14 protein-coding genes and 4 pseudogenes are annotated in these 14,308 nt (G+C 40.1%); 8 read left to right on the top strand and 10 right to left on the bottom strand.

Features of this window, described 5'->3' with window-relative positions; all coding sequences use genetic code 11:
- Positions 1 to 48: 48 nt before the first annotated feature.
- Positions 49 to 651, top strand: a complete 603-nt coding sequence (locus PN838_RS18195) for a sensor histidine kinase (protein WP_272181552.1) — start codon at positions 49 to 51, stop codon at positions 649 to 651.
- A 69-nt stretch (positions 652 to 720) separates the two neighbouring features.
- Here the strand turns inward: PN838_RS18195 and PN838_RS18190 are convergent, their stop codons facing one another.
- The 9 genes and pseudogenes from PN838_RS18190 to lptM form a co-directional block, all read right to left on the bottom strand.
- Positions 721 to 894 carry a hypothetical protein gene (locus PN838_RS18190; protein WP_272181551.1) on the bottom strand — a complete coding sequence of 58 codons (174 nt, stop codon included), beginning with the start codon at positions 892 to 894 and terminating at the stop codon, positions 721 to 723.
- 4 nt (positions 895 to 898) lie between these two features.
- Positions 899 to 1,459: a hypothetical protein gene (locus PN838_RS18185; RefSeq protein ID WP_272181550.1), complete on the bottom strand. Its 561-nt coding sequence runs from the start codon at positions 1,457 to 1,459 to the stop codon at positions 899 to 901.
- Between the two features lie 142 nt (positions 1,460 to 1,601).
- Positions 1,602 to 2,411, bottom strand: a complete 810-nt coding sequence (locus tag PN838_RS18180) for a response regulator (RefSeq protein ID WP_272181549.1) — start codon at positions 2,409 to 2,411, stop codon at positions 1,602 to 1,604.
- Between the two features lie 183 nt (positions 2,412 to 2,594).
- A complete protein-coding gene (locus tag PN838_RS18175; RefSeq protein WP_272181548.1) occupies positions 2,595 to 3,332 on the bottom strand; it encodes a tyrosine recombinase XerC in 738 nt (245 codons plus the stop codon).
- Positions 3,326 to 3,526, bottom strand: a complete 201-nt coding sequence (locus PN838_RS18170) for a site-specific integrase (protein WP_272181547.1) — start codon at positions 3,524 to 3,526, stop codon at positions 3,326 to 3,328. The genes PN838_RS18175 and PN838_RS18170 overlap by 7 nt, the downstream gene beginning before the upstream one ends.
- Positions 3,519 to 4,031, bottom strand: a complete 513-nt coding sequence (locus tag PN838_RS18165; RefSeq protein ID WP_272182647.1) for a DUF484 family protein — start codon at positions 4,029 to 4,031, stop codon at positions 3,519 to 3,521. The genes PN838_RS18170 and PN838_RS18165 overlap by 8 nt, the downstream gene beginning before the upstream one ends.
- A gap of 141 nt (positions 4,032 to 4,172) precedes the next feature.
- A pseudogene (gene dapF, locus PN838_RS18160) lies at positions 4,173 to 5,003 on the bottom strand (diaminopimelate epimerase).
- A 15-nt stretch (positions 5,004 to 5,018) separates the two neighbouring features.
- Positions 5,019 to 6,269 (bottom strand): annotated as a pseudogene (gene lysA / locus PN838_RS18155) (diaminopimelate decarboxylase).
- A 2-nt stretch (positions 6,270 to 6,271) separates the two neighbouring features.
- Entirely contained in the window at positions 6,272 to 6,541 is a 270-nt protein-coding gene (gene lptM, locus PN838_RS18150) for an LPS translocon maturation chaperone LptM (protein WP_272181546.1), read from the bottom strand.
- Positions 6,542 to 6,611: 70 nt separating this feature from the next.
- On the opposite strand from lptM, the gene cyaY reads away from it, so the two are divergent.
- The 7 genes and pseudogenes from cyaY (at position 6,612) to PN838_RS27540 (ending at position 13,354) form a co-directional block, all read left to right on the top strand.
- Positions 6,612 to 6,929 carry an iron donor protein CyaY gene (gene cyaY, locus PN838_RS18145; RefSeq protein ID WP_215962549.1) on the top strand — a complete coding sequence of 106 codons (318 nt, stop codon included), beginning with the start codon at positions 6,612 to 6,614 and terminating at the stop codon, positions 6,927 to 6,929.
- A gap of 303 nt (positions 6,930 to 7,232) precedes the next feature.
- Positions 7,233 to 7,637 carry a DUF2914 domain-containing protein gene (locus PN838_RS18140; RefSeq protein ID WP_215962550.1) on the top strand — a complete coding sequence of 135 codons (405 nt, stop codon included), beginning with the start codon at positions 7,233 to 7,235 and terminating at the stop codon, positions 7,635 to 7,637.
- 158 nt (positions 7,638 to 7,795) lie between these two features.
- Positions 7,796 to 8,733 (top strand): annotated as a pseudogene (gene hemC, locus PN838_RS18135) (hydroxymethylbilane synthase).
- Position 8,734: 1 nt separating this feature from the next.
- The gene (locus PN838_RS18130) at positions 8,735 to 9,082 is read left to right on the top strand and encodes a uroporphyrinogen-III synthase (protein ID WP_272181544.1); all 348 of its coding nucleotides are present in this window, start codon (positions 8,735 to 8,737) and stop codon (positions 9,080 to 9,082) included.
- A 136-nt stretch (positions 9,083 to 9,218) separates the two neighbouring features.
- The gene (locus PN838_RS18125; protein WP_272181543.1) at positions 9,219 to 10,976 is read left to right on the top strand and encodes a uroporphyrinogen-III C-methyltransferase; all 1,758 of its coding nucleotides are present in this window, start codon (positions 9,219 to 9,221) and stop codon (positions 10,974 to 10,976) included.
- Positions 10,977 to 10,985: 9 nt separating this feature from the next.
- Positions 10,986 to 12,176 (top strand): heme biosynthesis HemY N-terminal domain-containing protein, encoded by a 1,191-nt coding sequence (locus PN838_RS18120; RefSeq protein ID WP_272181542.1) that lies wholly within the window; start codon positions 10,986 to 10,988, stop codon positions 12,174 to 12,176.
- Positions 12,177 to 12,716: 540 nt separating this feature from the next.
- Positions 12,717 to 13,354: pseudogene (locus PN838_RS27540) on the top strand (GGDEF domain-containing protein).
- Here PN838_RS27540 and PN838_RS18105 read toward each other — a convergent pair.
- A complete protein-coding gene (locus tag PN838_RS18105; protein ID WP_272182646.1) occupies positions 13,351 to 14,190 on the bottom strand; it encodes a mechanosensitive ion channel family protein in 840 nt (279 codons plus the stop codon). The pseudogene PN838_RS27540 and the gene PN838_RS18105 sit on opposite strands and share 4 nt — an antisense overlap.
- Between the last annotated feature and the right edge of the window lie 118 nt (positions 14,191 to 14,308).

The raw sequence follows: 14,308 nt of genomic DNA, 5'->3' as shown, positions 1-14,308 counted from the left end.
AGAAACTTAACCACACGGATTGAGCACCTAAATCGCTTTCAGGCGGAAATGGCGGAAACCGTTTGTCATGATATAAAAACGCCCCTTGCTCGGCTGAAATTTATCAACCATATGAGCAAACAAGAAACCCTTGCACAGTCGAAAGGTCAAATTGAAAATAATCTTAACGATATTGAAGCGAATATTTATGATTATCTGCGGCTTGCAAAAAATGAATACCGGGAGCAACCGCTTAATATAACGTCCACCGAATTACTTCGCGAAGTAAAAGCATTAACCGAAGTATTTATTGAAGACAAAGATCGCACTATTCATTTAAACATTGCAGAAGGAATAGTAATTAATGCGGATATAAAACTGCTTGCCCGGGCGATAACGAACTTAGTGAGCAATGCCCTTCGTTTCTGCCAACATAATATATGGATAACTGCCAGCGTCGAGCATAAAACGTTATTGTTGGCTGTTGAAGACGATGGTTTAGGATGGGATCAGACATCTTCGAATGACGATATTATTCCGGAACATCACCAAATTGGCCTTGCAGTCGTTCGCCGTGTGACAGAGCAACATGACGGCCAAATGGCAATTTCTAAGTCTGTATACGGTGGTGCGAAAGTGGCACTGCATTTACCAATAGTTATGTCGCAGTAACGATGCTCAATTACTGCGACTATTAACGTCTAAAGAGATAATCAAAGGTAACGCTAAGGTCTTTCCTAGTTAGATTGGTGTGACGATATCACCCTCTTCAACATCACCGGCTTCATCAACACATACAATTGGCCCTAACTCCGCTCGTATTTCGTCATAGTGCAATTTTTGTTTATCTTCGAGCTCGCCACTGTCAATCATTTGCAATGTACTTTTAGCAAGTTCTTTCTGGTCTAAATCCAACCCTTCAGAGCGATGTATTGCCTTGGATAACCTTTAACAAGCTTAAAGCCACCTTGATATTCCTAGGCGTGAGCCTTAGTGCTTTATGCAATGAATCTAACGCTGGTGCCATTTTCTTGCGCTTGAAAAACTCTACGGCCATGCTATTTAACTGCTTAGGGGTAAAATGAATTTCCGCTTTTTCTTCCGCTTCTTGCTCAACAAATTTATTTGTAACCGCACCGGCTAATGAATCACAGGCAATTTGCTTTTTCACCGCTTCAAGTAACGCTAGGGCTTCTTCTCGCATACCTAGTTCGTGGAAAACTTTTACCTTGTCCAAATTGTCCTCTACTGACATATTTGGTCTAGGCGAAACTTGCATTTCAACTAACCTAAGCGCTTTTTGTTTTTCTTCTCTAGCATTAAATATTCGAGCTCTGGCAACAATCAGTTGCTCTTTAAAATGCCCCGCATCTTCGTAATCGACTTCGAGTTGATGAATGTATTTATCGGCTTTCCCCAATAAATCTAGCGACTCATGCACATCAACTGACGTTGCCAAGTCGATGGCTGAACGGATCACATTTAGAAGTAACTCAGGGAGTCGTGAACTGACTTTTTAGCAAATTTAGCCATGTTAACCGTTGCGTGGTATTGCTCACGTTGATCATGATTCAGTCGTGCTAAATCCCAAACTTTTTTGTTTCTTGCGATGTTTCTCGGCGCTAACTCAGCCGCTTTTTAATTTCATCGTAGGCTTTTACATAGTCTTCATTGTCAACATAGTATTGCGCTAAAAGATCGTAGGTCGCAAATCGGGTGTCCACTCTGTGAGTCATAGAGTCAAGCAACTGATCAATTTCATCGATCTTATTTTGCTTTAACAACGCATTTACAAAACCGAGGTAGACCCAAGACATTTTATATTTTTGACGTAACTCACGGTAATATTCTTCCGCATCCACAAATTCCATCAACGACAACAAACATTCACCTTTTAGGCGTCTGAGGTTCATGTGGTATTTTTTTAGTTCAGGGTTTTTAATATGTCGTTCAGCGTAATAAATTGCCTTACTAAAATCGCCATTATCAATGCATTCAAAAACATTAAATAACTTACGCTTAACATCCAGAATATAACTCAAGCGAGTCATTACATTTTTTGCGTTTAGAGGTTTAACCCAAAAATCATCAGGTTGCAATTCAGCGATACTATTAACTAAGGTTTCGTCTGTTTCAGAACTTAAAAATATCAGTACGGTTTGTTTCGTCACAAAGCCTTTAAATTTCATTTCTTCTAAAATATGAAATCCATCTTTATCACTTTTTACATTAAACGCACAGATCACGATATGAAATTGCATTTCGGTACACAGTCTTAAACCATAAAACGCATTTTCGGCACAACGCACATTAACAATACCCATATCATAGAAGGTATGTTTTATAAGGTCGTGAACCAATATATTGTCATCAATAACTAATACATTAAGCTCATTGAAGTTTGTTATTTTGTTTAACCCAATATGTTCCATTTGATCCTACATCTCTTAGTTCCGGACATATTATTGACAATTTCGGTAATCGCCAACGGTACATTAATACTAGTTAATCTACACTCTCATCCATTATTTATGGCCATCACTTGAGCACCTTACGAGGGTTGCTATTTCTAAATTATAGGCTGGTTAGTCAAATTTACAGCTTAGTTTTCTAATTTAGTTAGACTTTTTTGCTCTTGGATGTGCCTGATCATACACTTTGGCTAAATGTTGAAAGTCCAAATGTGTATAAATTTGTGTTGTACTTAAATTTGCGTGACCTAATAATTCTTGCACTGAACGCAGATCGGCACTTGATTCTAAAATATGCGTAGCAAAGGAATGACGTAATTTATGGGGGTGGACCGTATTGGCCATTCCAAGCTTTTGACCCCAATATTTTAATCGCTGTTGAATTTGTCTCGCGCTTAAACGGTTACCCAGCTTACTGATGAAAAGCGCATCGATATTGTGTTTATTTAAGCTTGGTCGTACTTTTATCCAGTCAACAATCGCGTTAATCGCTACGCTGCCAACAGGCACGATTCGTTGTTTGTTGCCTTTACCAGTGACTTTAACCATACATTCTTGCACATCAACATCGACAACGTCTAACCCGGTCAATTCAGCTAAACGTAACCCAGATGAATAAAATAGTTCCATATAAGCTTTGTCGCGAAATTCAATATCTGATTCCGGAATAAACGACAATAAGTGATGCACTTCATCGGTTTCTAAATTTTTAGGTAACGGTCTATCTTGTTTAGGAGAAACCAGCAAGTCGGCTGGATTTATTGCAATCTCGCGCTTTGACACCAAATATTTAAACAAGCCACGAACCGCAGACAAATGAAGTTGGATCGAACTAGCCTTTAATCCTTCTCGTTTAAACTGACCAATCCACTGCTTCAACAACGTATCGTCAATATCTTGCCAGCGAACAAGGTTTTTTCCGCAGAAAACGTCATTAAACTTATTAATGTATGGCTATAATTGCTGACGGTATGGTCAGAATAAGCGCGTTCAAACTTGAGGTATTGTAAATATCGAGTGGTTAGATCAACCAACTCTGTGGGGAGCGTGTCTGAGTTTAACTCAATCTTATTCACGTACTAAATGCACAAAGTGCTGACTGAGAAGCCGCGCGAGTTCACGGATAAAAAATGTATCCATGTGTGGTTGGAAATGGTCGTGTTGCTTTGCTGCAAACGCTCCGATACCAAAAATTTGCTCGTCATCTTCAGACTCGTGCACAACTTCTATTAATGCAACCGAGCCAGCGGGTTGATCAAAAACAACGTCCATTAGGTCGGCTTTAAGGCGACCTAAATACGTGCCTTTGGAATTTAATTTAGCTTGTAGGTGCAAGTAAGCTTCGTCTTCAGGTTGCAGCAACCTAAATTGCACTAAATACAAATGCTCTTGGCAGACTTTATTAACCGCCTGTTCTAAATCACTAATCGATTGGCAACCAACCAATGAAATATAGATTTGGCTAATCGCTTTAAAAATAATCTCATTGGCACGGGCATGGCCCATTAATGAGGTTAATTCTTCTTCCATCAGCGTAATTTTATCGCGTTGTACCTCTTGACGTTTTTCCAATAGAGAAATCGCCCCTTTGCTACATGGGGGATTTTTAACTGAGTCACTAGCTCAGGATGCTGGAGAAAAAGTCGGGATTTTGCTGTAGGTATTCTTTTACCAATTCAGCATCCAATTCCAACTCGTCAAAATTAGGTGTCAACGCTTTACTCATAAATGTAATTGTCCATCAAAAACATATTCTGCAGGTCCAGTCATCTTGACCGGTGAGTTTTCATCATGCCATCGAATATGTAATGTGCCACCTTAGTAAATCTACTTGAACTTTACTGTTTAGTAAATCTTGAATTCGCCCAACGACCACAGCGGCACATGCGCCACTGCCGCAAGCCAGTGTTTCACCGGCACCTCGTTCGTAAACACGCAATTTAACGTGGTCACGGGACAGGATCTGCATAAAACCAATATTGGCTTTTTCTGGGAACCGTTCATGGCATTCTAAACGAGCACCGAGATCTTCAACCGAAGCGGTGTCTACGTCATCGACAATTACCACGCAATGCGGGTTACCCATAGAGGCGACACCACACATTACCGTGTCGTTGTTACTGCGAAGCAAATAAGTATTTTCTTGTTGCTGTGCAGTAAATGGCACTTTTTTGGTTCTAATATCGGACGGCCCATGTTTACAGTAACTTGGTTGTTGTTTTCGAGGTACAACACCATATTGCCAGATTTTGTACTGACCTTAATCGCCGTTTTATTGGTTAAGCCTTTTAAATGCACAAAGCGAGCAAAACAACGAGCGCCGTTTCCACACTGTGACACTTCCGTTCCGTCAGCGTTAAATATTCGATAATGAAAATCTAAGTCTGGGTCATAAGGCGGTTCGACCAACAACAATTGGTCGAAGCCAATACCAAAATTTCTATCGGCTAACTTTTTAATATGATCCGGTGACAAAAACACATTTTGTGTCACGCCATCAACAACCATAAAGTCATTACCTAAGCCGTGCATTTTGGTGAAATTTAACATCATGTTCGATATTCCAAATTACTTATCTAAGACTGATTCACCAGCCCACAATGAACTCAATGTTTCTCGTTGTCGAATAACATGTGTTTGATCACCATCAACCATTAACTCAATCGCTCTAACTCGAGAGTTATAATTTGAACTCATGGTAAAACCGTAGGCACCAGAAGAACGAATAACAAGGTAATCACCTTCTGCAACCGCTAAATCACGATTTTTCCCCAAAAAGTCACCTGTTTCACAAATAGGGCCAACAATATCGTAATTATTTACTGGACGGTCTAATTGCGCAATAGGTTCGATTTTTTGCCACGCAGAATACAATGCCGGTCGAATAAGATCGTTCATCGCAGCATCTACAATACAAAAGTGTTTGCCTTCGTTTTCTTTCAAAAATTCTACTTTAGTCAATAAAATTCCAGCGTTGGCCATAATCGCACGACCTTAGCTCAAACAAAATAGTTAAGTGCTTATGATTCTCTAAACGCGCCATCAATGCTGAAATATATTCACTTGGCTGCGGAGGTTGTTCATTGTCGTATGTCACGCCTAAACCGCCCCTAAATCTAAGTGCTTAATATCAACACCAAGATCGGCTAGTTGGTCGATTAGTTTTAATAAAATATCAAGAGCATCTAAAAATGGTTCGATCTCAGTAAGTTGAGAACCAATGTGGCAATCGATGCCTTGAACATCTAGATGTTTGTTGTCATTTGCCCAAGGATATATCGATAGCGCTTTTTCTACGCTAATGCCAAACTTGTTTTCTTTTAATCCAGTTGAAATATACGGGTGAGTCCCTGCGTCGACATTTGGGTTAACGCGAATTGACACCGGGGCCACTTTATTTAGTGCCTTTGCAACTTTGGCAATACGATGCAATTCAGGTTCAGACTCAACATTAAAACATTTAATTTCAGCTTCTAAGGCGTACTCGATTTCGGCTTCTGTTTTACCAACACCAGAGAAAACAACCTTGTTCGGGTTGCCACCAGCTTCAATCACACGGGCGAGTTCACCACCAGATACAATGTCAAAACCAGAACCCAATCGTGCCATGACATTAAGTACGGCTAAGTTTGAGTTTGCTTTTACAGCATAACAAATGAGGTGTGGATGATCTTGAATGGCGTTATCAAATGCTTTCCAGTGGCGTTCAATTGTCGCACGTGAATAAACATAGGCAGGTGTGCCAAAATTAGCAACGAGGTGCTGACTAGCGACGTCTTCGGCAAATAATTGACCGTCGCGAAAATTAAAGTAATCCAAAGTTATGTTCCCAAAATAATTATCAAAATATGTGGTTTACACCAAAGTCTATTTATTATCTTTTTTTGTTGTGTGGGTTCAGACTGTTTTGACGATTGTTCTTCTTTTTGTTTTTCTGTTTGTGTTACTTCAGCTTTTTCTGGTTGGTCAGGTAAATATAACGGCCCTTTAAGGCCACAACCAGACACAGCAACGAGTAAAGTCGTTGTAAACAACATCTTCATTATAAAATATGCAAAAATTTTACGGTAAAAATTAAACGGACGTTTCATGTTTTTACGGTATCTATTATAGTTGCCGCTATAATCTCACTATCAACAACAAATGCAAGTAGGATCTACTATGAATGACTCTGAATATCATCAACTCGCTGACGATTTTTTAATGAAATTACAAGACGCCGTTGATGAAGTCGACTTTGATCTCGATTACGAAAGCGCTGGCGGCATTGTTGAAATCATATTCCCTAACGGCACAAAGATTATCGTGAATAAACAAGCACCACTGCAACAGCTATGGGTTGCCACTAAATTTAATGGTCATCACTTTGAATATAAAGATGGTCTGTGGATTGATAATCGAGGCGGGTCTGAACTTTGGGCGCTTATTAGTGATGCAGCAACAAAACAAGCTGGTGAGCCAATTTCGATTGCGCCTTAAGCTAACGGAAAATAAATAGTCACGAAATAAACGTTATCGAGTGCCAATATCAGGTTTTATTGGCACCTTTAAATTCCTGCAACATTTGTTTCTAAATATTTTGTTGTTAAACCCCACCTGTTTTCGACCCTTTCTTCACGCATATGGTTAAATATGCATAAAACTCAAAAATCTACTTATCGCTTACGGAATATTTCACTACACTATTAATTGTGCGATTTAATGTAATATTCAATACATTATTTTTTACGCCACTAAAGACATTCAGCATGTTAATTCTAAATCGATTAAAGGGTCAGCCTTATGAAATTTTTTATCCACACTTTAGTTAGCCTTGTTGTATTTTTATCGAGTTTTTCTGCATCTAGTGAAACAATCGCACCATCGGTTAACCGCGCGATTATTACAACCGCCATTGCCGATCGCGAGCCCGTTGATAATTACAACGAGCAAACTTTGCCCTCTGGCACAAACAAAGTATTTTTCTTTACTGAAGTCATGAATCAAGCAGATTCGAACGTCACGCATCGCTGGTTTTTAAATGGCAAATTGGAGGCCGAAGTTAAGCTTAATATTGGTTCTAATCGCTGGCGTACACGTTCAAGTAAAAACTTAGATGCTAATTTTCACTCTGGTAGTTGGGAAGTGATGGTTGTTGCGGCCGACGGAACCATATTAACGACTGAGACTTTTTTATTTGAGCCTTAAGTTTTCAACAAAATGAACAACGACATTTTATTGTCTTTATTTTCAGCGTAAAGTTGATGTATATCAGGCATAAACAATAAGAATACCAGTTAGTCTTTAGCAATAATGTCTTAACTGGTATTCTCTGACTATAACTTTAAGCGATGGTTTCTAAATTAATGACAGCTGTATCTCCTATTCTACGTATCGCTACGCGAGAAGCGCGTTAGCTATGTGGCAAGCAAATTACGTAAAAGACAAACTTGAACAAGCCCACCCAAATTTGACGGTTAAGTTAGTGCCGATGACAACAAAAGGCGATCAAATTTTGGACACGCCGTTGGCTAAAATAGGTGGCAAAGCACTATTTGTTAAAGAACTCGAAGTGGCCATGTTAGAAGACCGAGCTGATATCGCGGTACATTCGATGAAAGATGTCCCTGTCGACTTCCCAGATGGTCTTATGTTGTACACCATTTGTGAACGTGAAGACCCACGTGACGCCTTTGTTTCAAATACCGTGACTGACTTTGAAAGTTTGCCGACCGGCGCCGTTGTCGGAACATCGAGTCTGCGTCGTCAGTGCCAAATTAAAGCGCTGCGCCCAGATATTAAAATTAAAGACTTACGCGGCAATGTGAATACTCGTCTAAGAAAGTTAGATGAAGGCGAATACGATGCCATCATTCTTGCCTCAGCAGGCCTCATTCGCTTAGGCATGATTGAACGAATTAAGCAGTATTTACCTGTTGAGTTTATTCTACCGGCCAATGGTCAAGGTGCCGTTGGCATTGAGTGTCGAGTGGACGACACTCAAGTACAACAATGGCTATCTGTACTAGAACACTCTGAAACTCGATTTCGTGTGACCGCAGAACGCGCCATGAACCGAGCGTTGCAAGGTGGTTGCCAAGTACCGATTGGCGCTTATGCTGAAGTCATCGACAACGAACTATTACTTAAAGGTTTAGTGGGCAGCTTAGATGGCGATAGTATCATCGAAGGTGAGATTTCTGGTCCTTGTGCTGACGCAGAAAAACTAGGTGAAATTCTTGCCAATGAACTGTTGGAAAAAGGCGCTGACAAAATTTTAACAGAAGTGTATAAAACGGTTTAAAATGAGCAAATTAACTGACGCAGCTGCGTTACCCAATACACGATTACTCAATACACGGTTACTCAATACACGTCCGTCGCCTATGGCTGAAGAGCTTTCAGCACTCTGCGAACAAGTGAATGTGGAAACACAAGTTGCGCCAATTATAACGACAGCCCCATTTGCGAAAGAAACACTTGATGTAAGTTTGACGGCGTTATTAAAAAATACCCCTGATCCAGATTTTATTTGGATTTTTGTCAGTCGTACCGCAGTCAGACATTTTGCGACGTATTTACTACAAAACAAAATTGCTTTTATGCCCAAAGGTAAAATAATTGCCGTCGGCCCAGGAGCCGAGATGAACTGATTGCGGCATTTAGTCATCTTAATGACCAGATCATCTGCCCGGAAGAGTCGAATAGCGAATCGTTAATTTTATTGCCCGATTTAAACGACGATAAAAAATTAACGCCGCCATACTAAAAGGAAAAGGCGGCCGCGACGTGATTAAACGTCATATAGAAAGTCAACTAGGGGTCGTTACTGAAGTTGATTTATATGAACGTCAAGTCACCAAGCACGCTACAAATGACATAAAAAACTGGCTTACTGCCGACTTTATATTGGCAACAAGTATCGATATCGCCGATGGCATTTTCGAGAACGTTGTGTCAGCTGTAGATAAGGCACAGATATCAACGCTTACCAATAAAAATTGGATTGTCATTAGTCACCGTATCCGTGACCATGTCATAGCGTTAGGTGTTGATAAAAATAAGGTAAAAGTCTCTGAACACACGACTAATCAGTCGATTATTCAGTTGTTAACCCAATGGCAAGGCGAAATTTCGATGAGTAATAAAGATAACAAAACCTCAACAACGCAATCTTCTAGTAAGGAAGCGCCTGCTTTGAATAAAGACAAACAGAAACAAGAAGCCGCGTTGAAAAAACCAGACACGTCGGAAAAATCCGTTGATGAAGCTCAAAATAAAAGCAATGAGGCGTTAAAGAAACTCGAGCAACAAGTACGTGCCGAAAACGAAGCTATCGCTAAAGAAAAAGAAAAAATAGCGGCGAAAGCAACGGCGACAACACCACCAGAAACAGCGACAAACCCTAAAGCAACAGAGTCTAAAACCCAGACCAAATCAAAACCTACCTCGAAAACCGAACATAAAACGGCGCAAACTGAGCCTACGCCAAAACAAACGGCGAAACCTCACAATACGTCAAAAGAGTCCAATTCAAGATTAAGTAAAACAGCGGTTTTTGCCTTATTGCTCAGTTTTGTTGCAATCGGAGCCATTGGTTTTGTCTGGTGGCAGGGCCAAATGTGGCTTAAAACGCAAAGTCAGGTTGAAACGTTAAACCAACAAGCGGTTAATAATAATGTCGCAGAAATCAAAAACCTTAAATCGCAAATCAGTCAATTAAGTGGTCAACTTAATAGCCAACTGAAAGCCCAACAAAGTCAGGATAAATCGATTGCGAATAATGTGAAAACGTTAACCAATCGAGTAAAAGAATTAGGCCAAAGCCAACCGAACGAATGGTTAGCCTCTGAAGCCTTATACTTAGTTAACCTAGCTGAGCGAAAAATCATTATCGATCAGGATGTCGACACTGCCCTAATGTTGCTAGCAAATGCCAATAATCGACTGGCTGCAATGAATGACCCAAGTGTTTTTCCACTTCGCCAAAGCATCAGTGAAGATGTTGCAAAACTCCATGGCGCTAAACAACCAGACCGAGACAGTTTATATTTAAGCCTGTCTGGTATTCTCGACCAAGTGAATACCTTAAAGTTCTCACATATATATATCCCAACAGCAACGGCGATCGAACCAGACTCGGCTGTGTCTGATGAAATTCAAGATTGGCAGGCCAACTTAAAAACCAGTTTTAATCGATTTATGACAAACTTTGTCACGATTAAACATCGAGAACTTGCCATAGAACCGCAAATTCCGGCTCAGCAACAATGGTTTATTAGAGCAAATATTACACGCCAGTTGTTAATAGCACAGCAAAATATTTTGTTGCAAAACAACGCATTATATAACGATGGTATTGTACGGAGTCTATCTTGGATGCAGCAATATTTTGACCTAAACGACCCACAGGTGGTTGCAACTATCAATACCTTAAGCGAATTGCAAAACCGCAACATCGAACTCAACTTGCCAACCAAATTGGGCAGTCAGTCTGAATTAACTAATTATGTCTCGCGCCAACAATCGCGCATGTCTGGGCAATAGGTTATAGCGATGATGAAATTTACTAAGCAAATCGTAGCGCTTTTAATTATTGGACTGTTTCTAATATTTGCGCCGAATATTAAAGGCGACCAAGGCTACGTGTTAATTGCGATAGGCAACTACACAATCGAAGGCAGTATTGTCGAATTTGGCGCTACTATTGTCATGTTTGTTGTTGCGTTATGGATGGTGGTTTGGCTATTAAAGCTGGTTTATACCACATTGATTTTGCCTACTTTGTGGTGGCAGTCACGTCAAAATAAAAATCAGGCAAATTACCTCCAAGCCGGAATTGACTACATGACGTTGGGCCAATGGCAGCAAGCAATTAATCAATTTGCCAGAGTAAAACGCACCGAACGATTGGAATCTGCAAATAAACTTACGGGCGTATGCCGTGCTCAATTAAATGAGTCAGATACTTTACTGCTGACCGACGACATAGCAAAAGATACTAAGTTAACTACCCCATTTGCGACCTTAGCCGGACTTATGAAAGCGCACAAATATGAAGACGCGAACCTGCTAGTGCAAAGCCTAAAATTACCTATTGCCAAACAACCACTGCCTTTTCAACAATTATGTTTAAGCGTGTATGCTCAAAACTTTAACTGGAATGAAGTGGCTAGCCATTTACCTCGTCTAAATAAACTGGCTAAAAAACACAGTGACGTTAACGCCTTTGATGAATTACAGCAGCTTAATCAAACCATGTTCTACAAAGCATTTACGCGCTATATCTCTGCGTTTTCCATTAATCAACTTCAGACGGTTTGGACCGGTTGGCACAAAGCGATTAGGTCAGATAGAGCATTACAAACGTCTTACATCTTAGCGTTGTCAGAACAACAACAGAGCCAACTTATTGAACCGATATTATTGGAAAACGATTTATTGAAGCAACAGGATTGGTTGCTAGAAGTGATCCGACATATATTCAAAAATACGACGTTTGTGTCAATGGATCTGCTGTTTTCGCAAATACAGAAACACATCACCAAGCAACCGGATAATAAAACACTATTAACTATTTATGCTTATCTAGCTGCCGGACAAAAAGATTTTCAGCTGGCAAAACAAGCCCTCGAACAAGTTGTTTATTCCAATAACAACTTGGTAGACAAGCGTTTATACGCCATGGTTCTAGCTGAGTTAGGTGAATTACGCTACAGTGTAGATGTCTTTAAGTCTATTACGTGACTTTTTAAATACGTTTCAGGAGACGCGATTGACAGCTGAATTAATAGGACAACTTACTTTTATCATCGTAATTTTATGCAGCAGTATCATATCCGCTGCATTTATGATGTTTAGTCCTGTTGCCGAATCGACTAATGCTAAAATAGTGACTCGCTATTTCTCGTTATTTTTTTCCTTACTTGTTTTGCTTTTTGTTTTTATTTATTCCGGCCATTTATTCCTGAACTTTTATCAATTTTAATCGCTAATTTGTTCTTTCTAGGCAATTTATATGCTTTAAAATTTGGGTTACATTGGCGAATTAGTCAGTATCATCATATCCACCAATGTCCCAAAGCAATAACACACATCTCTATTTTTGTAGTGTCTCAAGTCGGCTTATACCTTTTTTTAGACGACAGCCAGCTCGCACGTTCTACAAATCACGCTTTAAATTCTATCTACATTTTGGCAACATCGCTCACCATTATTTGGCACGATAAAACACGCCCACCCACTTTTGGTGAGAAGTCGTTAAAAATTGCCGTCTATTTTGCCATCATGTGTTTTGTTACGGTTCCAATCGCCTATGTTTATATTCCAAACAACTACCAGTACATGAGCGTATTGCTATTACTGCAGGTGTTATCCGTATTAATGATGATGGGCGGATTACAATCTTTGCTTATGTCAGACACGATTAATCAGCACTATGAATTATCAATCCGCGACCCGCTCACGGGGATCTATAACCGCAGGTACTTTTTCGATAAAGTTAAAGACTGCCATATGGATTTTGACAAAGAACCGCATTCCATCATCATGTGCGACATCGACTTTTTAAACGCATTAATGATAATTATGGTCATGATATTGGTGATTTGGTTATTGTCGAGATTGCGACCCTTATCACTCGACATACCGGAGAATTGGGTATTGCCGCCAGATTTGGCGGGGAAGAATTTACGATTTTATTGCACAACCATGGCCTAAAGAAAGGCCTCGATTTTGCAGAAGAATTGCGGCATTTAGTGCGCGCAATCCGCGTTAACACTCACAAGGGACAAATTAGGGTTACGGCAAGTTTTGGTGTCGCGGAAGTTTGGGATATTCCGGATATCGACTTAACCATTAAACTTGCCGATCAAGCTTTACTCGCTGCGAAGGCAAATGGCAGAAACCAAGTATGTGCTGGTTAAGCTTCTGGTTCTGGTTCTGCAACTGCCATTTTTATTGTTTGAGTTGGGAACGCAAACTCTGCCCCATGACTTTCAACAATGCCCGCAATATCTAGCAATAGTGTTTCTTTATGTTGATGAAACGTAACCCAGTCAATCGTTTTGGTCATACAGTAAACCAAAATATTAAGCGACGAAGTACCAAAGCCATTAAAATTAACAATGATCACTTGGTCCTGAGCAATTAAATCAGATCCGCTAATATAGTTCCGAATTGCATCCACAATATCATGCACTTGTTCCACATCATCATAGCGAACACCTATTGTTTCATTGATCCTACGGTGCGTCATTCTCGACGGATTTTGCACTGTAATGTTATTAAACATTGCATTTGGGACATATAAAGGCCGTCTATCAAATGTTTTAATCCGAGTGATCCGCCAGCCAATATACTCAACCGTACCTTCAATTTCGCGGTCAGGGCTTCGGATCCAATCGCCCACTTTAAACGGTTTGTCTAAGTACAACATCACACCACCAAACCAATTTGATACCAAGTCCTTTGATGCAAAAGCTAAGGCTGCGCCTGAGACACTACCTACTGCAATTAATCCCCGAGGGTCGAGACCTAGCAGATCAAACGCGACAATCATGCAGATCACCGCAAGGAGCAAACGAAATATCTTCGCAATTCCAATTACTGCCGTTGCGTCAAGCATTGTCGGTTCTGTTTCGTTTAATGTTTCACTTTCAATAGTATTAACGACTCGGAAGCCATACCAACTTAAATGCAAGACCGCGAGTAATTGCACAATTGGGTATTTATCAAACTCAAAATAATCACCACCGAGCACGTTGATCAAATCAATTAAGTGCTAAGGTCGACAGCAAAATAAGAAAAAACTTCGCGGGTAAATACAATGCATAAACACTGGCATTGAGGAGAGATTGTTTACTTCTATTAATTAATCG

Origin of the sequence: Psychrosphaera algicola (genome assembly GCF_028401425.1) — a bacterium.
In the GTDB taxonomy this organism is placed as follows: Bacteria; Pseudomonadota; Gammaproteobacteria; order Enterobacterales; family Alteromonadaceae; genus Psychrosphaera; species Psychrosphaera algicola.
Note: the sequence above shows the minus strand (reverse complement) of the source record. Positions and strands in the feature narration are given on the sequence as shown.